This is a genomic window from Pseudomonas putida (assembly GCF_022627325.1).
GTDB lineage: Bacteria > Pseudomonadota > Gammaproteobacteria > Pseudomonadales > Pseudomonadaceae > Aquipseudomonas > Aquipseudomonas putida_X.
The window spans coordinates 17075-37364 of sequence record NZ_JAETZZ010000016.1; the positions used below are offsets into that span (position 1 = coordinate 17075).

Here is a 20290-nt window from a genome sequence, read left to right on the forward strand (position 1 = left end):
GGATTTTCCAGGATTTACGCCATGCCTGCCTTGTTGTCCCCTACTGATTCTTACCACCACAAGGTGGTCATCGTCGGTGCCGGCGCTGCCGGAATCGCCACTGCTTCCAGCCTCATCAGCCGCGACCCGTCACTGGATATCGCGGTGGTCGACCCTGCCGACATTCATTACTACCAGCCCGGCTGGACCATGGTCGGTGCCGGTGTGTTCAAGGCGCCGAGCACCGCACGTACCATGGCCTCGACCATTCCCCGTGGCGTGCGCTGGATCAGGGCGCGCGTGCAGGGGTTCGACCCGCAGGCCCAGCTGGTCATGCTCGAAGAGGGTCGCACCATCAGCTATGAACAGTTGGTGGTCTGCCCGGGCCTCAAGCTCGATTGGGCTGCCATTGACGGGCTCAGTGAGACCCTGGGGCGCAACGGCGTTACCTCCAACTACCGCTACGACCTGGCACCCTACACCTGGGAGCTTGTGCAGAACCTGAAGCAAGGCCGTGCCCTCTTCACTCAGCCACCGATGCCGATCAAGTGCGCCGGTGCGCCGCAAAAAGCGCTGTACCTGTCCTGCGACCACTGGCTGCGCCAGGGGCGGCTGGGCGATGTCAAAGCCTGCTTCTTCAATGCCGGTGCTGTGCTGTTCGGTGTGCCCGATTACGTACCGGCCCTGATGGCCTACATCGACAAGTACGGTGTAGACCTCAATTACAGCCACCGTCTGGTGGCAGTGGATGGCCCCAACAAGTGCGCCACCTTTGTCCGCACCTTGGCCGATGGCAGCGCTGAAACCCGCACTGAAGCCTTCGATATGCTGCATGTGGTGCCGCCGCAGGTTGCCCCGGACTTCATTCGTCAAAGCCCATTGGCCGATGCCGCTGGCTGGGTCGATGTGGACCCGCATACCCTGCGTCATCGCCAGTTTGCCAACGTCCATGCACTGGGCGATGTGGCCGGCACCAGCAACGCCAAGACCGCAGCCGCTGCGCGCAAGCAGGCGCCGGTGGTTGCCAACAACGTGCTGGTGGCGTTAGGCAGGCTGGCTGACCTTGCTCAGTACGATGGCTATGGCTCCTGCCCGTTGACGGTCGAGCGCGGCAAGATCGTGCTTGCCGAGTTCACCTATGGCGGCAAGGTCGCGCCGAGCTTCCCGCGCTGGCTGCTGGATGGACGCCAGCCGACGCGCCTGGCTTGGCTGCTCAAGGCGCGAGTGCTGCCGCCGCTGTACTGGCAAGGCATGCTCAAGGGGCGGGAGTGGTTGGCGCGGCCCAAGCCGCTGGCTGCCGAGGCAGCCCAGTGATCGAGCATCAACTGTTCGGTGCCGGGCTGGGCGCGATCATTGGCGCAGTGCTGGCGTTGACTGGGGCGGGGGGCGGCATCCTGGCGGTGCCGCTGCTGGTGTTCGGTCTTGGCCTGTCTATGGCCGAAGCTGCGCCGATTGGCCTTCTTGCTGTAGGTCTTGCCGCTGGCGTAGGGGCGATCCTCGGCTTGCGCCAAGGGCTGGTGCGTTACCGCGCCGCGCTGTTCATCGCCCTGATCGGCATCGTCGCTGCACCGCTCGGGCTGATGCTCGCTCATCGTCTGCCCGATACCCCCTTGGCCCTGGTGTTCGCCGGCGTGCTGGTTTACGCGTGCCTGCGCATCTGGCGCAAGGCTGCCAGTGAGCTGCGTGGCGAGACCAACGGTGCGCACCGTTTCATCGAGCCGTGCGTGCTCAACCCGCTGCAGGGCCGTTTGCGCTGGACACTGCCCTGCGCGCGGGCGCTGGCCATCACCGGAGCACTCTCTGGATTGTTGTCCGGCTTGTTGGGGGTGGGGGGTGGCTTCGTGATCATCCCTGCCTTGAACCGCTACACCAACCTGCGCATGAAGAGCATCGTTTCGACCTCGCTGGCGGTGATCGCCCTGGTGTCCACAGGTAGCGTGGTCAGCGCCAGCCTGGCTGGGGTGATGCACTGGCAGGTCGGCGCACCTTTTGCCGTGGGGGCGGTGCTTGGCCTGCTGCTGGCTCGGCCACTGGCAACCCGGCTGGCCGGGCCTCGCCTGCAGCAGCTGTTCTCGGTGGTCGGCTTCGGGGCTGCCCTGCTGCTGGCCGGCAAGGCGCTACTCGGCTAGCAGCTCGGCCTGCTCCTGCGCGCACAGCGCCAGCAGGTAATCCCAGACCACCCGCAGGCGTACCGACTTGTGCAACTCACGCCGGGTGCATATCCAGTAGCTGCGCTGGATGGTTTCGCTGGGTAGTACGCGTACCAGTGTCGGGTCGTGGCGAGCCATGTAATTGGGCAGCACTGCGATGCCCAGGCCGGCGCGCGCAGCGGCTTGCTGGGCGATCACGCTGGTGCTGCGAAAGGCCACATTGGGCATCCGGCAGAAGCTGTTGAGAAACAGCAGCTCCTGGCTGAACAGCAGGTCGTCGACATAGCCGATCCAGCTGTGCCGGGCCAGGTCTTCACGGTTGCGTAAAGGCGGGGCGCGGTCCAGGTAAGCCTGGCTGGCATACAAGGCTAGGCGGTAGTCTGTGAGTTTGCGGGTGATCAGCAGGTCGGCACTGGGGCGCTCCAGGTGAATGCTGATTTCCGCTTCGCGGTTGAGGATGCTGACGAAGCGAGGCACGGCCACAAGCTCCACTTCCAGGCCCGGATACCGTTCGAACAGCGCGTTCATGCGTGGGGTGAAGAACATGATGCCGATGCCTTCAGTGACCCCAAGGCGAATCTTGCCCAGCGGCGTGATCGCCTGGGTGATTTCTTCCTGCGCCAGCAACGCGACATTCTCCATGGCCTCTGCGTGCTTGAGCAACGCCTGGCCGGAGGGGGTCAATTCGTACCCCTGCGCGTGTTGCACGAACAGCGGCGTGCCCAGGCATTTCTCGATGCTTTCGATATGCCGAGCAACCGTGCTATGGGTCGTGTTGAGACGCTTGGCAGCGCTGAGCAGGCGGCCACTGCGCTGCAACTCGAGGAAAAACCGCAGATCATTCCAGTCGAACATGCATCCTTTCCCTGTTGGTCGCTGTGCTAAAACGCACAACGGCTGCGCGAAATCTCGTGTTTCCTCAGCGAAATTAATCAATAAGATGTACGACGACAAGAATAAAAATCAGGCGCGAGGTTGCACATGCCATCAGCCGATTCTGTCTTCGACTACGTCATCGTAGGCGCCGGCCCTGCCGGTTGTCTGCTGGCCAATCGTTTGTCCGCCGACCCGTCCTGCCGCGTGTTGCTGCTGGAGGCTGGGGGCCGCGACAATTACGCCTGGATTCACATCCCCGTCGGTTATCTTTACTGCATCGGCAACCCCCGCACTGACTGGTGCTTCAAGACCGAAGCGCAGACCGGCCTGGATGGTCGCAGCCTGGGTTATCCCCGGGGCAAGGTGCTGGGGGGCTGCTCATCCATCAACGGCATGATCTACATGCGTGGCCAGGCTGCGGACTATGATCATTGGGCCGAACAGGGCAATGACGGCTGGGCCTGGAAGGACGTGCTGCCGCTGTTCAAGGCCAGCGAGAATCACTTTGCAGGCAGCAGTGATCACCATGGCGCCACGGGGGAATGGCGGGTGGAGCGCCAGCGCTACAGCTGGCCGATCCTCGATGCATTCCGAGACGCTGCCGAACAGAGCGGTATCGCCAAGGTCGATGATTTCAATACCGGCGACAACCAAGGCTGTGGATACTTTCAGGTCAACCAGCGCAGCGGTGTGCGCTGGAACGCATCGAAGGCGTTCTTACGGCCTGTGCATAACCGTTCCAACCTCACCGTGCTGACCAGCGTCCAGGTTGACCAAGTGCTGCTGAACAATACCCGCGCCCGTGCAGTGAAAGCATTGTGGCGCGGCGCCTGGCACGAGTTCGCTGCGCGCCGGGAGATCATCCTGTGTGCAGGGGCGGTGGGTTCGCCCGGCATTCTGCAGCGCTCCGGCATTGGCCCGCGCAGGTTGCTGGAAACGCTAGGCATCGGTGTACGGCACGACATGCCCGGTGTCGGTGGCAACCTGCAGGACCACCTGCAATTGCGCCTGATCTATCAGATCCGCAATACCAGAACGCTCAACCAGATGGCCAACAGCCTGTGGGGCAAGATGGGCATGGGCCTGCGCTATCTCTACGACCGCAGTGGGCCGCTGGCCATGGCGCCGAGCCAGCTCGGGGCGTTCGTACGCTCCAGCCCCGAGCAGCGCACCGCCAACCTGCAATACCACATACAACCGCTGTCGCTGGAACGCTTCGGCGAGCCGCTGCACCGCTTCCCTGCCTTCACCGCTTCGGTTTGCAACCTGCGCCCGGTTAGCCGTGGGCGCATCGACATCCGTAGCTCGGACATGAACAGCGCGCCACTGATCGACCCCAACTACCTCAATGACCCTCAAGACCTGCGCGTTGCCGCCGAGGCCATCCGTATCACACGCCGCATCGTCCAGGCCCCTGCCCTCGCCGCTTTCGATCCGCAGGAATACCTGCCAGGCCCTGCCCTGCAGACCGAGGAGCAGCTGTTCGAAGCGGCAGGCAAGATCGGCACCACCATCTTCCACCCAGTCGGGACCTGCCGTATGGGCAACGGCCCCCTGGACGTTGTGGATAACCAGCTGCGGGTACACGGCATCCCCGGCCTGCGCGTCGCGGATGCTTCCATCATGCCGCAGATCATCTCCGGCAATACCTGTTCACCCACCCTGATGATCGCCGAAAAGGCGGCCCAACTCATTCTCAAGGGAGCTGCGACTCAAACCTGCCTGAACGAAGACGCGTTACCGACGCCCTGACCCGGGTGCGTGCAGTACCGGCAGCTTGCGGTCAGAAGCTGCCGACAGTGGAACAACAAGAATAATCACTGTGGCCTGCGGGCCGAGGACAGCAACGATGTCGGATTACATCCAAGAACAGGGGGCGACGGCGAGCAGCCCAAGCCGTCGTGAAGAACGCAAGATCATTTTCGCGTCATCCCTCGGGACGGTTTTCGAGTGGTATGACTTTTTTCTCTACGGTGCGCTGGCGGCGGTGATCAGCAAGCAGTTCTTCGCTGGCGTCAACGACACCACCGCTTTCATCTTTGCCCTGATGGCATTCGCCGCCGGTTTCCTGGTACGGCCCTTCGGCGCGCTGGTGTTTGGCCGGCTGGGTGACATGATCGGGCGAAAATACACCTTCCTGATCACCATCGTGCTGATGGGGCTATCCACGTTTGCCGTTGGCTTGCTGCCCACCTATGCAAGCATCGGCATTGCCGCGCCGATCATTCTGGTGGTGTTGCGCATGCTGCAGGGGCTGGCGCTGGGGGGCGAGTATGGTGGCGCGGCGACCTATGTGGCCGAACACGCACCGCCAGGCAAGCGAGGCTTGCACACGGGCTTCATCCAGTCCACTGCCACCCTCGGGCTGCTGTTGTCATTGCTGGTGGTGCTGGGCAGCCGCTACATCAGCGGCGATCAGTTCGAGACCTGGGGCTGGCGCTTGCCGTTCCTGCTGTCGATCGTGCTGCTGGGCATTTCCACCTGGATCCGCATGAGCATGCACGAGTCGCCGGCCTTCGTGAAAATGAAGGCCCAGGGCAAGGTCAGCAAGTCGCCAATCCGCGAGTCGTTCACCTCCTGGCCAAACCTCAAAGTGGTGCTTACCGCACTGTTCAGCATCAACGCCGGCCAGGCCGTGACGTTCTACACGGCGCAGTTCTATGTGCTGTTCTTCATGACCCAGATGCTCAAGATGGATCCTTCCCAGGCCAACACCTTGCTCATCATCAGTGTGGTGATCGGTGCGCCGTTCTTTGTGTTCTTTGGCTGGCTGTCCGACCGCATCGGCCGCAAGCCTATCCTGATGCTCGGCCTGTTGCTGGCCACGGTGTTGTACTTCCCGCTGTTCAAGGCGCTGAGCCACTACGCCAACCCGCAGATCGACGCCGCGAGCCGTCAGGCGCCGATCGTGGTCACCGCTGACCCGCAAGGTTGTACCTTCCAGTTCGACCCAGTCGGCAAGGCGCGTTTCGACAGCCCGTGCGACAAGGTCAAGACCTTCCTGGTCAAACAGGGCCTGCCTTACAGCTCGGTGAATGTCGCGGGCAGCCAAGTGGTCGTGAACATTGGCGACAAGACCATCAACGGTTTTGACGAATCAGCCATGCGCAACGCCATCGAGCAAGCAGGCTACCCAGCCAAGGCAGACCCCTCGCAGGTCAACCAGGTGATGGTAGTGGTGCTGATCGTTGCGATGATCCTGATCGCAACCATGACCTATGGGCCGCTGGCGGCAGTCATGGTGGAGCTGTTCCCGACGCGCATCCGCTATACCTCGATGTCGCTGCCCTATCACATTGGCAATGGCTGGTTCGGCGGTTTCTTGCCCACGGTTTCGTTCGCGCTGGTGGTGTATACCGGGGATATCTTCTACGGCTTGTGGTACCCGGTGCTGGTCACCGGGATCAGCTTGGTGGTGGGCATCTTCTGCCTGAAAGAAACCAGAGACGTGGATATCGACAAGGTCTGATGATGTCTTGAAGCCATAAAAAAACCGGCTGTAAAAGCCGGTTTTCTTATGCCTCAAAAAAACTTATGCACGATTTTCAGGAAAATGTCATACACAAAAATATATATATAATTCAGAGGCTTAGCTATCGAGTGAGGCATTTCGTCCAAAAATTGCTAACAAGTTATCCACAGATCGTCAGGCGATCTGCTCGTGCGGTTTTTCATCCACCGGTGGCAATGAACCCAAGCGCCGCTGAGTCGCTTCGTTCCACGCTGCGGCACGGTCATTGAGCTCTGCAATGGCACGCGGGCCGGTGCCATTGGCATACATCGGCTCCCCGATCACCACCTCGATGGTGCCGGAGCGCTTGCCCCACCCTGACTTGGGCCAGTACTTGCCGGCGTTATGCGCGATCGGCAGCACTGGCAGCCCGGCATTTACCGCCAGCGCGGTACCGCCACGGGAGAACTTGCCCACGGTGCCAAAGGGTACCCGAGTACCTTCCGGGAAGATCAGCACCCAGACCTTCTGCTTGAGCAACTCGTCACCCTTGCTCGCCACCTGGCGCAACGCTTCCTTGGGGTTGTCGCGGTTGATCGCGATCGGCCGCAGCATGGCCATGGCCCAGCCAAAGAACGGCACGTACAGCAGTTCACGCTTGAGCACCTGGCTCAATGGCGAGAAATAGGCTGACAGGAAGAACGTTTCCCAGGTGCTCTGGTGGTTGGACAGGATCACACAGGGTTCCTTGGGCACATTCTCGGCACCCGTGACCTTGTAGTGGATACCCAGGATCACCCGCGCCAGCAGCACGGCAAAACGGCACCAGTAGACGTTGATGAAGCGGTAGCGCTTATGAAACGGCAAAAATGGCGCGATAAAAAAGCTCAGCGAGCACCACAGCAGCGAGCTGGTGCCCAGCAGCAGGTAAAAAAGAAAGATTCTGATCGCCTGCAGGATCGACATAGTGGCATGTACCGTTGCGGGCTTGCCCGCCTGATAAAAATGCGCCCTCAGGCGCATTGTTTAGATTAGTTCTCTGGCGATAGCTGCCAGATCGTCGAAAATCAGTGTGGTTTGCGCGACGCCCTTTTCTAGCGTGCGCTCACCTTTGCCGGTTTTCACCAGCACCGGTTGTGCACCGACGGCCAGGGCGGCCTCCAGGTCACCTTTACTGTCGCCGACGAACCATACGCCGCGCAGGTCGGCCTGATAATGTTCGGCGATAGCCCGCAACATGCCGGGCTTGGGCTTGCGGCATTCACAACCCTCGTCCGGCCCATGTGGGCAATACACGATGTGGCCGATTTCGCCGCCTTGCTCTGCCACCAGCGTGCGCAGACGTGCATGCATGGCTTCGAGGGTTGCCAGCGAATAGTAGCCACGGGCAATGCCGGACTGGTTGGTGGCCACGGCCACCGTCCAGCCCGCTTTGCTCAACTGCGCGATGGCCTCGATCGAGCCGGGGATCGGGATCCACTCCTCCAGCGACTTGATGTAGGCGTCGGAGTCCTGGTTGATCACCCCGTCACGATCGAGAATCAGCAGTTTCAAGGCTTACCCCAGCAGCGAAATATCGGCAACGCCCAGGAACAGGCCGCGCAGGCGGCTGAGCAGGGCATAACGGTTGGCGCGAACCTTGGCGTCCTCGGCGTTGACCATCACGGCCTCGAAGAAGGCGTCGACCGGATCACGCAGGGCCGCAAGGCGGGCCAGCGATTCGCTGTACTGACGTGCAGCGGCCATCGGTTGCACAGCCTGGTCGGCTTGCTGGATCGCCGAGTACAGCGAGAACTCGTTGGCGTTGTCGAAGTACTTCGGCTCGACCTGTTCGGCAATGGCGCCTTCGGCTTTGCCCAGCAGGTTCGACACGCGCTTGTTCACCGCGGCCAGCGCCTCGGCTTCGGGCAGCTTGCGGAAGGCCTGCACGGCCTGCACACGCTGGTCGAAGTCCAAAGCCGAACCCGGCTTCAGGGCACGAACCGACAGGTAGGTGGCAACGTCGATGCCTTCGTCTTCGTAACGCGCACGCAGGCGGTCGAAGATGAACTCCAGCACCTGCTCGGCCAGGCCGGCGGCCTTGACCTGGGCACCGAACTGCTTGACCGCGAATTCGACCGCAGTGGTCAGGTCCAGGTCCAGTTGCTTCTCGATCAGGATACGCAGCACGCCCAGGGCGGCGCGGCGCAAGGCATACGGGTCTTTGCTGCCGGTGGGCAGCATGCCGATGCCGAAGATGCCGACCAGAGTGTCGAGCTTGTCGGCGATGGCCACCGCAGCACCGGTCAGGGTCTGCGGCAGCTCGGCGCCAGCACCACGCGGCATGTACTGCTCGTTCAGCGCCAAGGCGACGTCTTGCGGTTCACCGTCGTTGAGCGCGTAGTAGTAACCGGCAACGCCCTGCATTTCTGGGAATTCGCCGACCATCTCGGTGGCCAGGTCGCACTTGGACAGCAGCCCGGCACGGCCAGCGCGCTGGGCGTCACCGCCGATCAGCGGAGCAATGTACGCGGCAAGCCGGGATACACGCTCGGCCTTGTCGTAGACGGTGCCCAACTGCGCCTGGAAGACGACGTTCTTCAGGCGCTCGTTGAAGGTTTCGAGCGGCTGCTTCTTGTCCTGCTTGAAGAAGAACTCGGCGTCGGTCAGGCGCGGGCGCACTACCTTCTCGTTACCCGAGACGATCTGCTTGGGGTCACGGCTTTCGACGTTGGCCACGGTGATGAAGCGCGGCAGCAGTTTGCCTTCGCTGTCCAGCAGGCAGAAGTACTTCTGGTTGTCCTGCATGGTGGTGATCAAGGCTTCCTGCGGCACCTCGAGGAAGCGCTCCTCGAACGAGCACACCAGCGGTACCGGCCACTCCACCAGCGCAGTTACCTCATCCAGCAGGGCCGGCGGCACGATGGCAGTGCCTTCCTGCTGCATGGCCAGTTCGCTGGTGCGCTTGGCAATCAGCTCGCGGCGTTCGGCGAAGTCGGCCAGCACGTAGGCTTTGCGCAGGTCTTCGGCGTAGTTGGCCGGGGTGGTGATGACCACGTTCTGCGGATGGTGGAAGCGGTGGCCACGGGACTCACGGCCGGCTTGCTGCGAAAGGATGGTGCAGTCAACCACCTGATCGCCCAGCAGCATCACCAGCCATTGGGTCGGGCGCACGAACTCTTCACGGCTAGCGGCCCAGCGCATGCGCTTGGGGATCGGCAGGTCGTTGAGCGAATCTTCGACGATGGTCGGCAGCAGGCTGGCGGTGGCTTTGCCCGGGATGTGTTGGGAGAAGCGCAGCTTGGCGCCGCTCTGGTCGATTTCCGACAGCTCTACCCCGCACTTCTTGGCAAAGCCCAAGGCAGCCTGGGTCGGCTCGCCGTCTTTGAAGGCAGCCTGCAGGGGTGGGCCGTCGATATTGATGCTACGGTCAGGCTGCTGTACATCCAGCTGGCGAATCAGCACGGCCAGACGACGCGGCGCGGCGTACACCTGCTTGCCCGTGTAGTTCAGGCCAGCGGCCTGCAGGCCTTTTTCGATGCCGGCCAGGAAAGCGTCACCGAGGGTGGCCAGGGCTTTGGGAGGCAGCTCTTCGGTGCCCAGTTCTACCAGGAAATCTTGAGCACTCATTGTGCAGCCTCCAGCTTCGCCAACACTTCGTCACGCAGTTCAGGGGTGGCCATCGGGAAGCCCAGGCGTGCGCGGGCTTGCAGATAGCTTTGCGCCACGTCCCGGGCCAGGGTACGCACACGCAGGATGTAACGCTGGCGTTCGGTCACCGAGATGGCGCGACGGGCGTCGAGCAGGTTGAAGGTGTGCGAGGCCTTGAGCACCATTTCATAGGTCGGCAGCGGCAGGTCCAGCTTGATCAGGCGGTTGGCTTCGCTTTCGTAGAAGTCGAACAGCTCGAACAGTTTCTCGACGTTGGCGTGCTCGAAGTTGTAGGTCGACTGCTCCACTTCGTTCTGGTGGAACACGTCGCCATAGGTGACCTTGCCGAACGGGCCGTCGGCCCATACCAGGTCGTACACCGAGTCGACACCCTGGATGTACATGGCCAGGCGCTCCAGGCCGTAGGTGATTTCACCGGTGACCGGGTAGCACTCGATGCCGCCTACTTGCTGGAAGTAGGTGAACTGGGTCACTTCCATGCCGTTGAGCCAGATTTCCCAGCCCAGGCCCCAGGCGCCCAGGGTCGGCGATTCCCAGTTGTCTTCGACGAAACGGATATCGTGGACCAGCGGATCCAGGCCGATGGCTTTCAGCGAGCCGAGGTACAGCTCCTGGAAGTTGGCCGGGTTGGGCTTGAGCACCACCTGGAACTGGTAGTAGTGCTGCAGGCGGTTGGGGTTTTCGCCATACCGCCCGTCGGCAGGGCGACGGCTGGGCTGCACGTAGGCGGCGTTCCAGGTTTCTGGGCCGACGGCGCGCAGGAATGTAGCGGTATGGAAAGTGCCGGCGCCTACTTCCATATCGTAGGGCTGAAGCACCACACAACCTTGAGCTGCCCAGTAGTTCTGCAGGGCGAGGATCAGGTCTTGGAAGGTACGCACGGCTGGCGTAGGCTGGCTCACGAAATTCACCTGTATCTGGGGATGCGGATGTAAAGAGCGGGAGTATAACCTGATTCGCCTCGCCCTCTACTCATTGGAGCCTTATGCCACGCTGCTTTTGGTGTACCGACGATCCGTTGTACCAGGCCTACCACGACCAGGAATGGGGAACACCGCAGCGTGATCCGGCGTTGCTGTTCGAGATGCTTTTGCTCGAAGGGTTCCAGGCGGGGCTTTCATGGATCACCGTCTTGCGTAAACGCGAGCGCTATCGTGAGGTGCTGCACGGCTTCGACCCGGTGAAGCTTTCGCAGATGAGCGATGAGCGCATCGAAGAGCTGATGCTCGATGCCGGCATCATCCGCAACCGCCTCAAGCTCAAGGCTGTGCGGCGCAACGCCCAGGCCTGGCTGGCTGTGGATAACCCGGCCGAATGGCTGTGGTCGTTCGTCGGCGGCGAGCCGAAGATCAACCATTTCACTGCCCGTAGCGAAGTGCCGGCGGTCACCGACGAGGCCAAGGCGATGAGCAAGGCATTGCTCAAAGCCGGCTTTACCTTCGTCGGCCCGACCATCTGCTACGCCTTCATGCAGGCTACCGGCATGGTCATGGATCACACCACCGATTGTGATCGTTACGCCGCCTTGCTGCGCTGAAGGGTTACAATGCGCGCCTTGCTGAAATAAGGAACTGGCCTGTGGAAAAGTTCAAAGGCGCCCTGATGGTCGGGGTGCTGCGTCTGTTTGCCAAGCTGCCCTGGGGCGCAGTGCAACGCGTCGGCGCCGGGATCGGCTGGCTGATGTGGAAAGTCCCCAACGGTTCGCGCAATGTCGTGCGCATCAACCTCGCCAAGTGCTTCCCTGAGATGGACCCGGTCGAGCGCGAGCAACTGGTCGGCCGTGCCCTGAGAGACATCGGCAAATCCTTTGTCGAAAGTGCCTGTGCCTGGATCTGGCCGCCCCAGCGTTCGCTTGATCTGGTCAAGGAAGTGCACGGCCTGGAAGTGCTGGAGCAGGCGTTGGCCTCAGGCAAGGGTGTGGTCGGCATCACCAGCCACCTGGGTAACTGGGAAGTGCTCAACCACTTCTACTGCAACCAGTGCAAACCGATCATCTTCTACCGCCCGCCGAAGCTCAAGGCTGTGGATGACCTGCTACGTGAACAGCGGGTACAGATGGGCAACCGTGTGGCGCCTTCGACCAAGGAAGGCATCCTCAGCGTGATCAAGGAAGTGCGCCGCGGTGGGCAGGTGGGGATTCCCGCCGACCCGGAGCCTGCGGAATCGGCCGGCGTGTTCGTGCCATTCCTGGGCACCCAGGCGCTGACCAGCAAGTTCGTGCCGAACATGCTGGCCGGTGGCAAGGCGGTGGGGGTGTTCCTGCATGCCCTGCGCTTGCCGGATGGCTCGGGCTTCAAGGTGTTTCTGGAAGCTGCGCCAGAAGAGATGTACAGCACGGATGTGAACGTGTCGGCGGCGGCCATGAGCAAGGTGGTCGAGCGCTATGTGCGCCAATACCCGAGCCAGTACATGTGGAGCATGAAGCGCTTCAAGAAGCGCCCGGCGGGCGAGCCGCGCTGGTATTGAGGTTGTTGGGGGCGCCTTCGTCCTGGGTTTTCAATCAGGGCGGATGGCACGCTTGCGAGCTTTCTCGCGAGGATTAGCTTTGCGGGGGCTTGCTTGAGTCTTGCATCGAGTTTACCGGCCCTATCGCCGGCAAGCCGGCTCCCACAAAAACCCGCTGCTTCCACAGGTACCTCGCTGCTTCCACAGATACCCTGCTCTCCCACAGGTACTGCGCTGTTCTCAAGCACAGCGCAAACCCGGTGGGAGCCGGCTTGCCGGCGATGGGCTGCACAGCAGCCCCGGCACTTCAGACCTTGTTCAGCTTCTTGAGAAACACCGCCATTTCCTTCTCGGCCTGCTTGTCCCCATGGGCCTGCGCCGCCACCACCCCGTCCTCCCAGGCCTTGCGCGCCGCCGTCAGGTCACCCTGCAATTGGTACGCCTTGCCAAGCAGCTTCCACGCTGCCGAATACTTTGGGTCCTGTTCCACGCAACGGGCCAGATGCACCGCCGCTTCGGCGCCATTGCCCTCGTCCAGCCAGGCCTTGCCCAGGCCAAACCGCAGCAGCGGGTTATCCACACCCTTGGCCAGCATCTTCTCCAGCGATTCGCGCATGCCCGCCTCCTCTAGAAGAAACTCAAGCCGACATGGAAAAGCTTCTCCACGTCGCGAATGTGCTTTTTATCCACAACGAACAGGATCACGTGGTCACCCGACTCGATCACTGTATCGTCGTGGGCGATCAGCACCTGCTCGTCGCGAATGATCGCGCCGATCGTGGTGCCCGGCGGCAGGGTGATGTCTTCGATAGCCTTGCCGATCACCTTGCTCGACTTCGAATCGCCATGTGCCACCGCCTCGATGGCCTCGGCCGCACCTCGGCGCAGGGAGTGCACACTGACGATATCACCACGGCGCACGTGCGCCAGCAAGGTACCGATGGTAGCCAGCTGGGGGCTGATGGCGATATCGATTTCGCCGCCTTGTACGAGGTCTACATAGGCCGGGTTGTTGATGATCGTCATCACCTTGCCCGCGCCCAGGCGCTTGGCCAGCAGTGACGACATGATGTTCGCCTCGTCATCGTTGGTCAGGGCCAGGAAGATGTCGGCATCGGCAATGTTCTCTTCGAGCATCAGGTCCTTGTCCGAGGCGCTGCCCTGCAGCACCACGGTGCTTTCCAGGGTGTCGGAGAGGTGCCGGCAACGGGCTGCGCTCATCTCGATGATCTTCACCTGATAGCGGCTTTCGATGGCCTCGGCCAAGCGCTCACCGATCTGCCCGCCCCCGGCGATGACCACACGTTTGTTGGTCTCGTCGATGCGGCGTAGCTCGCCCATCACGGCGCGGATGTCTTTCTTCGCGGCGATGAAGAACACCTCGTCATCGGCCTCGATCACCGTGTCGCCCCGTGGGGTGATCGGCCGGTCACGGCGGAAGATCGCTGCCACACGGGTATCGACGTTAGGCATGTGCGCGCGGATCTGGCGCAGTTGCTGGCCCACCAATGGGCCGCCGTAATAGGCCTTGACCGCCACCAGCTGCGCCTTGCCCTCGGCAAAGTCGATCACCTGCAGCGAACCTGGATGTTCTATCAGCCGCTTGATGTAGTTGGTCACGACCTGCTCGGGGCTGATCAGCACGTCCACCGGGATATGGTCGTTGTCGAACAGTTCTTCGCGGGTCAGGTAGGCCGATTCACGCACGCGGGCGATCTTGGTGGGCGTGTGGAACAGCGAATAGGCGACCTGGCAGGCGACCATGTTGGTTTCATCGCTGTTGGTCACCGCAACCAGCATGTCTGCGTCATCGGCGCCGGCCTGGCGCAGGACCGTCGGGAGCGAGCCGCGGCCTTGCACGGTACGGATATCCAGGCGGTCGCCCAGGTCACGCAGGCGGTCGCCGTCGGTATCGACCACAGTTATGTCGTTGGCTTCGCTGGCCAGATGCTCTGCCAGCGTACCGCCTACCTGGCCTGCGCCAAGGATGATGATCTTCATCCGCTACTCCCTAACCCTTTTTTCTTAACCGCGCGAGGCGGCGATCTTGATCAGCTTGGCATAGTAGAAGCCGTCATGGCCGCCTTCCTGGGCCAGCAGCTGGCGGCCATGGGGCTGGCGGATACCCGCTTCGGTGGCCAGGTCCAGCTCACGGGCGCCCGGAGTGCGGGCAAGGAAGGCCTCGATCACTTCGGTGTTCTCGGTCGGCAGGCTGGAGCAGGTGGCGTACAGCAGCATGCCCCCCACCTCCAGGGTCGGCCACAGGGCATCGAGCAACTCCCCCTGCAGCGCGGCCAGCGCCGGAATGTCATCAGCCTGACGGGTCAGCTTGATGTCCGGGTGGCGGCGAATGACCCCGGTAGCTGAGCAGGGCGCATCGAGCAGGATGCGCTGAAACGGCTTGCCGTCCCACCAACTGGCGGTGTCACGGGCGTCGCAGGCGATCAGCTCGGCGTCCAACTGCAGGCGGTCGAGGTTCTCGCGCACCCGGGTCAGGCGCTTGGCTTCCAGGTCGATGGCCACCAGATGAGCCAGGCCCGCTTCTGCCTCAAGCAGGTGGCACGTCTTGCCACCCGGGGCGCAGCAGGCATCGAGCACGCGCTGGCCGGGGGCCAGTTCAAGCAGGTCGGCCGACAGCTGCGCAGCCTCGTCCTGCACGCTCACCCAGCCGTCGGCAAAGCCCGGCAGGCTGCGCACATCGCAGGCTTCGGTCAGCACAATGCCGTCACGGCTAAAGCGACAGGCGCTGGCGCCAACGCCGGCTTCGCTCAGCAGGGCAAGGTAGTCATCGCGGCTGTGGTAGCGGCGGTTGACCCGCAGGATCATGGGCGGGTGGGCGTTGTTGGCCGCGCAAATGGCTTCCCACTGCTCGGGCCAGAACGCCTTGAGCGCCTTCTGCAGCCAGCGTGGGTGGGCGGTGCGTACGACCGGATCGCGTTCCATGCCAGCGAGCAGTGCCTCGCCCTCACGTTGGGCGCGCCGCAGCACGGCGTTGAGCAGGCCCTTGGCCCACGGTTTTTTCAGTTTGTCGGCGCAACCGACCGTCTCGCCAATGGCGGCGTGGGCCGGGATGCGCGTGTAGAACAACTGGTACAGGCCTACCAGCAGCAGTGCCTGCACATCGGCATCAGCGGTCTTGAATGGCTTCTGCAGCAGTTGCGCGGCGAGCAGGTCCAGGCGCGGCTGCCAGCGGGCGGTACCGAACGCCAGGTCCTGGGTCAGGCCGCGGTCGCGTTCCTCGACCTTGTCCAGTTGCGCAGGCAGCGAGCTGTTCAGCGAGGCCTTGCCACTGAGCACTGCGGCCAAGGCACGGGCGGCGGCGAGGCGTGGGTTCATTGGCCAAGCACCTTGCCGGCGGTGAACTTCTCGCGGCGGCTGTTGAACAGGTCGCTGAAGGCCAGGGCCTTGCCGCCAGGCAATTGCAGGCGGGTAAGGCTCAAGGCCTGGTCACCGCAGGCGACCACGAGGCCGTCTTTGCTGGCGGACAGGATCTCGCCAGGGGTGCCTTCCCCTGTGGACAATCTTGCGGCCAGCACTTTCACGCTTTCGCCATCCAGGGTGCTGTGGCACACCGGCCAGGGGTTGAAGGCGCGGATCAGGCGCTCGAGCTCCACGGCCGGGCGGTTCCAGTCGATGCGCGCCTCGTCTTTGTTCAGCTTGTGCGCGTACGTGGCCAGGGCGTCGTCCTGCACCTCGCCGTGCAGGCTGCCATCAGCCAGGCCGTCAATGGCTTGCACGACGGCTGGCGGGCCCATTGTGGCGAGGCGATCGTGCAGGCTGCCACCAGTGTCTTCTGCACTGATTGGCGTGACCACCTTGAGCAGCATCGGGCCAGTGTCCAGGCCTGCTTCCATGCGCATCACGGTAACGCCGCTCTCGGCGTCGCCCGCTTCCACGGCGCGCTGGATCGGCGCCGCGCCGCGCCAGCGTGGCAACAGGGAAGCGTGGCTGTTGATGCAGCCCAGGCGCGGGATATCCAGCACCACCTGGGGCAGGATCAAGCCATAGGCGACCACTACCATCAAATCCGGCTTGAGCGCCGCGAGTTCTGCCTGGGCATCCTCATTGCGCAGGGTTGGCGGCTGGAACACAGGGATGCCATGGGCCACCGCCAACGCTTTGACCGCGCTTGGCATCAGCTTCTGGCCGCGGCCTGCCGGGCGGTCGGGCTGGGTGTAGACGGCCACGATCTCGTAGGGGCTGTCGAGCAGGGCCTTGAGGTGTTCGGCGGCAAACTCTGGAGTGCCTGCAAAGACGATGCGCATGGAGTTCTCGCTTCAAAAAAGAAAAAGGCTTGCCGGAGCAAGCCTTCTGGAAGGTGGGGATCAGGCTTGCTGGCGGTGCTGCTTTTCCAACTTCTTCTTGATCCGGTCGCGCTTGAGCTGGGACAGGTAGTCGACGAAGAGCTTGCCGTTAAGGTGATCGAACTCGTGCTGCACGCAGACTGCCAGCAGGCCTTCGGCTTCAAGCTCGAAAGGCTTGCCGTCACGGTCCTGCGCCTTGACGCGCACACGCAGCGGGCGGTCGACGTTTTCGTAGAAGCCCGGCACCGACAGGCAGCCTTCCTGGTACTGGCCCATGTCGTGGGTCAGCTCTTCGACCGACGGGTTGATGAAAACCCGTGGCTCGCTGCGGTCTTCGCTCAGGTCCATGACCACAACCTGTTTGTGGACGTTGACCTGTGTGGCAGCCAGGCCGATGCCAGGCGCTTCGTACATGGTTTCAAACATGTCGTCGATCAGCTGGCGCAGGGCGTCGTCGAACTCCGTCACCGGTTTGGCGATGGTGCGCAGGCGCGGGTCTGGGAATTCGAGAATGTTCAAAATGGCCATAGGGTCAGGCAATCACTGTGCGTTCGGTTGAAAACTGAGCACACATAATAAAGGGAATCGAAGATTTCGGCACCTGGCAAGCTCGTCTAGGGTGTCTATGGGCTTGATAGCGTCCATTTAATAGACAGCTTTTCAAAGTGTTACCCACAAACTTATCCACAGGTTGTGCCACGTACATGGCCCTGTTTCGATCAAGGATGATCTCCATGCCGTTCCACCATTCGTCGCTTTGCCCGCCTGCCGAACTGGAAGCGCGGCTACGTCTACACCGCCTCCCCGAGACGGGATTACGTCGTTTTCACACCTTGTTGCAAGCCTTTGGCAGCGCTTCTTCTGCACTCAGTGCACCGGCTGGCGCCTGGCGTGCCCTGGGGGTCGCGCAGGCCACCATCGACGCCCGGCGCAGTGCCGAAGTACGCGATGGGGCATTGGCTGCAATGGCCTGGATAGAGCATCCGGGCCAGCATTTGCTGATGTGGGACAGCCCTGGCTACCCCGCGCTGCTGGGTGAAATCGATGATGCCCCGCCGCTGCTCTTCGTCGCTGGCGACCCGGCTTTGCTCGAACGGCCACAGCTGGCGATAGTGGGCAGCAGGCGTGCTTCACCCCCAGCGCTCGACACCGCCAAGGCATTTTCCCGTTGCCTCTCGCAGGCCGGGTTCATCATCACCAGTGGCCTTGCTTTGGGAATCGACGGTGCCGCTCATCGGGCCGCGTTGCAGGCCGGGGGCGCCACGATCGGTGTGTTGGGCACCGGGCTGCAAAAACTTTATCCACAGCGCCACCGCGACTTGGCCAAAGCGATGATCGACAGCGGTAGCGCGCTGGTTTCCGAGTACCCGCTCGACGCCGGGCCGCTGCCAGGCAACTTCCCGCGACGCAATCGCATCATCAGTGGCCTGTCGCTCGGCGTGCTGGTGGTAGAGGCGAGCCTGGCCAGCGGTTCGTTGATCACCGCACGTCTGGCTGCCGAGCAAGGCCGTGAGGTTTATGCCGTTCCCGGCTCGATCCACCACCCCGGCGCCAAGGGCTGCCACCAGTTGATTCGCGACGGCGCACTGCTGGTTGAAAGCGTGGGTCAGATCCTGGAAAGCTTGCAGGGCTGGAAGAACCTGCCGCCAGCCGTTGTGGATAAACCCTCGCATCCCCTACTCGCCTTGCTGCATGCTGCGCCCCAGACCAGCGAAGCACTCGCGGCTTGCAGTGAGCTGCCTTTGGCGCAAGTACTGGCGCAACTGACCGAGCTGGAGCTCGATGGCCGGGTGACCAATGAAGCCGGGCGTTGGTTTGCCCGCGCTGGCTAAGTAAACTGCGGCATGGCTTAAATGCGGAGAGACACAAATGGTGAGCAGTTGGCGTGTGCAACAAGCCGCGCGTGAGATTCGGGCCGGTGCGGTGATCGCCTACCCGACAGAAGCGGTCTGGGGCCTGGGCTGCGACCCATGGAACGAGGACGCGGTGTATCGCTTGCTGGCCCTCAAGTCGCGGCCTGTGGATAAAGGGCTGATCCTGGTCGCCGACAACATCCGGCAGTTCGACTTTTTGTTCGAGGACTTCCCGGAAGACTGGATCGACCGCATGGGCAGCACCTGGCCTGGGCCCAACACCTGGCTGGTGCCGCACCAGGACCTGTTGCCCGAGTGGGTGACCGGGCAGCATGACACGGTGGCGCTGCGCGTCAGCGATCACCCAGTGGTGCGTGATCTGTGTTCACTGGTAGGGCCGCTGATTTCCACCTCGTGCAACCCCGGCGGGCGCCCGGCGGCGAAGACCCGGTTGCGGGTGGAGCAGTACTTCCACGGCCAGCTGGACCTGGTGCTTGGCGGGGCGCTGGGGGGGCGGAAGAACCCGAGTGTGATTCGCAATCTGGCAACCGGCGAGGTTGTGCGCCCAGGCTGATACCGCTGCCGAGGGCTTCGCCCTCGATCGCCGGCACGCCAGCGCCTACAGGTTCTGCACAGGGCTTGAAGCCGGTGTGGTTGGTGGGGGAGCTGGCTTGCCGGCGATTGGGCCGCAAACCCCTGCAGATTTTTCTGATTTTGTCTTGAATGGTTGTCCGGTTTGAGGATTGGGAAATATCCTTCGAGCCGCGTCCCCTGCCATCACCTGTTCAGTAGGAACCAGTGTCTCTAGGCTCTACCCGTCGCCGAATAACTTGGCGATCGGGTGTGGTAGCCCCTATGCATTTTTTCCATGACAGTCCATGGCGGCTGTGCGTGGGAGGCTTTCGAGCCTGCCTGGATTGGAAAATGCCCGGGTCTACCACCTCGCGTACAGTCGCCACCCCTACCCTGCACCACCACCCGCCCCTTTGGCCACTGCGACGCCGGCCATGACCCGCTCTTCAGCGTCAACCCAAACATTTCCGCCGAGGACGCTCGATCTACGTAACACCACAAAAACCAGGGCAAGCACCATTTCCTACGGTTTCTGTCGAAAGCAATCACCTGCCCATCAGAAGACATCCAATTTATGCTTTGCATTCTCAAGTTTCCCGACCATGGGATATTGAGGTGTGTGCCTAGGTTTGTACTTTTTTTGAGCAGGTCTCTGCCAGATCCATTAGCAGAAGCCATCAAGCCTATTGCCTGTTCAGCAGCGTTGCCTGGGCCGAAAAAAACCTGATCCAGGCCTGCCTGGGAAGGGTCTGACGAAGTGCATGTACTGACTTTTAGCCAGGCTCGCGCCGATCTGAAGCAGACGATGGATGATGTATGTCGTGATCACGAACCTGCGATCGTTACGCGCCAGCGCGGCGAGCCGGTGGTTATGATTCCACTTGAGGATAACAACGGTATGCAGGAGACCATGTACCTGTTGGGCTCATCAGCCAATGCCAAGCGCTTGCGCGCATCCATTGATCAGCTGCGGTCGGGTAGAGCTGCTACCCATGCGTTTGGTTGTAG

The 20290-nt window shown here is 62.2% G+C and carries 18 protein-coding genes and 1 pseudogene; 9 read left to right on the top strand and 10 right to left on the bottom strand.

All coding sequences use genetic code 11. The annotated features are described in order from the left end of the window. The first annotated feature begins 21 nt into the window (after positions 1-21). Both JNA92_RS22105 and JNA92_RS22110 read left to right on the top strand, forming a co-directional pair. Complete coding sequence (locus JNA92_RS22105) at positions 22-1293, top strand: NAD(P)/FAD-dependent oxidoreductase (RefSeq protein WP_241806655.1); 1272 nt, start codon at positions 22-24, stop codon at positions 1291-1293. Beyond that, the gene (locus JNA92_RS22110) at positions 1290-2108 is read left to right on the top strand and encodes a sulfite exporter TauE/SafE family protein (protein WP_241806656.1); all 819 of its coding nucleotides are present in this window, start codon (positions 1290-1292) and stop codon (positions 2106-2108) included. The genes JNA92_RS22105 and JNA92_RS22110 overlap by 4 nt, the downstream gene beginning before the upstream one ends. On the opposite strand, the gene JNA92_RS22115 is transcribed toward JNA92_RS22110, so the two are convergent. Next, positions 2097-2984, bottom strand: coding sequence for a LysR family transcriptional regulator (locus JNA92_RS22115; RefSeq protein ID WP_241806657.1), 888 nt, complete (start codon positions 2982-2984; stop codon positions 2097-2099). The two genes, JNA92_RS22110 and JNA92_RS22115, sit on opposite strands and share 12 nt — an antisense overlap. Before the next feature lie 126 nt (positions 2985-3110). Here JNA92_RS22115 and JNA92_RS22120 point away from each other — a divergent pair, with 126 nt between their 5' ends. Continuing rightward, complete coding sequence (locus tag JNA92_RS22120) at positions 3111-4757, top strand: GMC family oxidoreductase (protein WP_241806658.1); 1647 nt, start codon at positions 3111-3113, stop codon at positions 4755-4757. 97 nt (positions 4758-4854) lie between these two features. Continuing rightward, complete coding sequence (locus tag JNA92_RS22125) at positions 4855-6474, top strand: MFS transporter (protein WP_241806659.1); 1620 nt, start codon at positions 4855-4857, stop codon at positions 6472-6474. Positions 6475-6651: 177 nt separating this feature from the next. On the opposite strand, the gene JNA92_RS22130 is transcribed toward JNA92_RS22125, so the two are convergent. Genes JNA92_RS22130 through glyQ form a run of 4 tightly spaced genes read right to left on the bottom strand, consistent with a single transcriptional unit; the run spans position 6652 to position 11009 of the window. Further along, the gene (locus JNA92_RS22130) at positions 6652-7422 is read right to left on the bottom strand and encodes a lysophospholipid acyltransferase family protein (RefSeq protein WP_241806660.1); all 771 of its coding nucleotides are present in this window, start codon (positions 7420-7422) and stop codon (positions 6652-6654) included. A gap of 60 nt (positions 7423-7482) precedes the next feature. Beyond that, on the bottom strand, positions 7483-8010 hold the full coding sequence (gmhB, locus tag JNA92_RS22135) for a D-glycero-beta-D-manno-heptose 1,7-bisphosphate 7-phosphatase (protein ID WP_241806661.1): 528 nt from the start codon (positions 8008-8010) through the stop codon (positions 7483-7485). Positions 8011-8013: 3 nt separating this feature from the next. Beyond that, positions 8014-10065 (bottom strand): glycine--tRNA ligase subunit beta, encoded by a 2052-nt coding sequence (glyS, locus tag JNA92_RS22140; protein WP_241806662.1) that lies wholly within the window; start codon positions 10063-10065, stop codon positions 8014-8016. Beyond that, positions 10062-11009, bottom strand: a complete 948-nt coding sequence (glyQ, locus tag JNA92_RS22145; RefSeq protein WP_012312032.1) for a glycine--tRNA ligase subunit alpha — start codon at positions 11007-11009, stop codon at positions 10062-10064. The genes glyS and glyQ overlap by 4 nt, the downstream gene beginning before the upstream one ends. Positions 11010-11092: 83 nt before the next feature. Here glyQ and JNA92_RS22150 point away from each other — a divergent pair, with 83 nt between their 5' ends. Further along, positions 11093-11644 carry a DNA-3-methyladenine glycosylase I gene (locus JNA92_RS22150; protein ID WP_241806663.1) on the top strand — a complete coding sequence of 184 codons (552 nt, stop codon included), beginning with the start codon at positions 11093-11095 and terminating at the stop codon, positions 11642-11644. 41 nt (positions 11645-11685) lie between these two features. Continuing rightward, on the top strand, positions 11686-12573 hold the full coding sequence (locus tag JNA92_RS22155; protein ID WP_241806664.1) for a lysophospholipid acyltransferase: 888 nt from the start codon (positions 11686-11688) through the stop codon (positions 12571-12573). Positions 12574-12859: 286 nt separating this feature from the next. On the opposite strand, the gene JNA92_RS22160 is transcribed toward JNA92_RS22155, so the two are convergent. The 5 genes from JNA92_RS22160 to def are packed head-to-tail and all read right to left on the bottom strand — an operon-like array spanning position 12860 to position 17384. Beyond that, on the bottom strand, positions 12860-13168 hold the full coding sequence (locus JNA92_RS22160; RefSeq protein WP_241806665.1) for a tetratricopeptide repeat protein: 309 nt from the start codon (positions 13166-13168) through the stop codon (positions 12860-12862). Positions 13169-13179: 11 nt separating this feature from the next. Next, positions 13180-14553 (bottom strand): Trk system potassium transporter TrkA, encoded by a 1374-nt coding sequence (gene trkA, locus JNA92_RS22165; protein ID WP_241806666.1) that lies wholly within the window; start codon positions 14551-14553, stop codon positions 13180-13182. Positions 14554-14577: 24 nt separating this feature from the next. After that, positions 14578-15888: a 16S rRNA (cytosine(967)-C(5))-methyltransferase RsmB gene (gene rsmB / locus JNA92_RS22170; protein WP_241806667.1), complete on the bottom strand. Its 1311-nt coding sequence runs from the start codon at positions 15886-15888 to the stop codon at positions 14578-14580. Next, entirely contained in the window at positions 15885-16817 is a 933-nt protein-coding gene (fmt, locus tag JNA92_RS22175; protein ID WP_241806668.1) for a methionyl-tRNA formyltransferase, read from the bottom strand. The genes rsmB and fmt overlap by 4 nt, the downstream gene beginning before the upstream one ends. A gap of 60 nt (positions 16818-16877) precedes the next feature. Continuing rightward, on the bottom strand, positions 16878-17384 hold the full coding sequence (gene def / locus JNA92_RS22180; protein ID WP_241806669.1) for a peptide deformylase: 507 nt from the start codon (positions 17382-17384) through the stop codon (positions 16878-16880). Between the two features lie 206 nt (positions 17385-17590). Here def and dprA point away from each other — a divergent pair, with 206 nt between their 5' ends. From dprA to JNA92_RS22195, 3 genes and pseudogenes are all read left to right on the top strand, one after another. Beyond that, complete coding sequence (gene dprA / locus JNA92_RS22185; protein WP_241806670.1) at positions 17591-18688, top strand: DNA-processing protein DprA; 1098 nt, start codon at positions 17591-17593, stop codon at positions 18686-18688. A gap of 37 nt (positions 18689-18725) precedes the next feature. After that, positions 18726-19283: an L-threonylcarbamoyladenylate synthase gene (locus JNA92_RS22190; RefSeq protein WP_241806671.1), complete on the top strand. Its 558-nt coding sequence runs from the start codon at positions 18726-18728 to the stop codon at positions 19281-19283. A 756-nt stretch (positions 19284-20039) separates the two neighbouring features. Then, positions 20040-20267, top strand: a pseudogene (locus JNA92_RS22195) (type II toxin-antitoxin system Phd/YefM family antitoxin); the annotation flags it as partial. Positions 20268-20290: the final 23 nt, after the last annotated feature.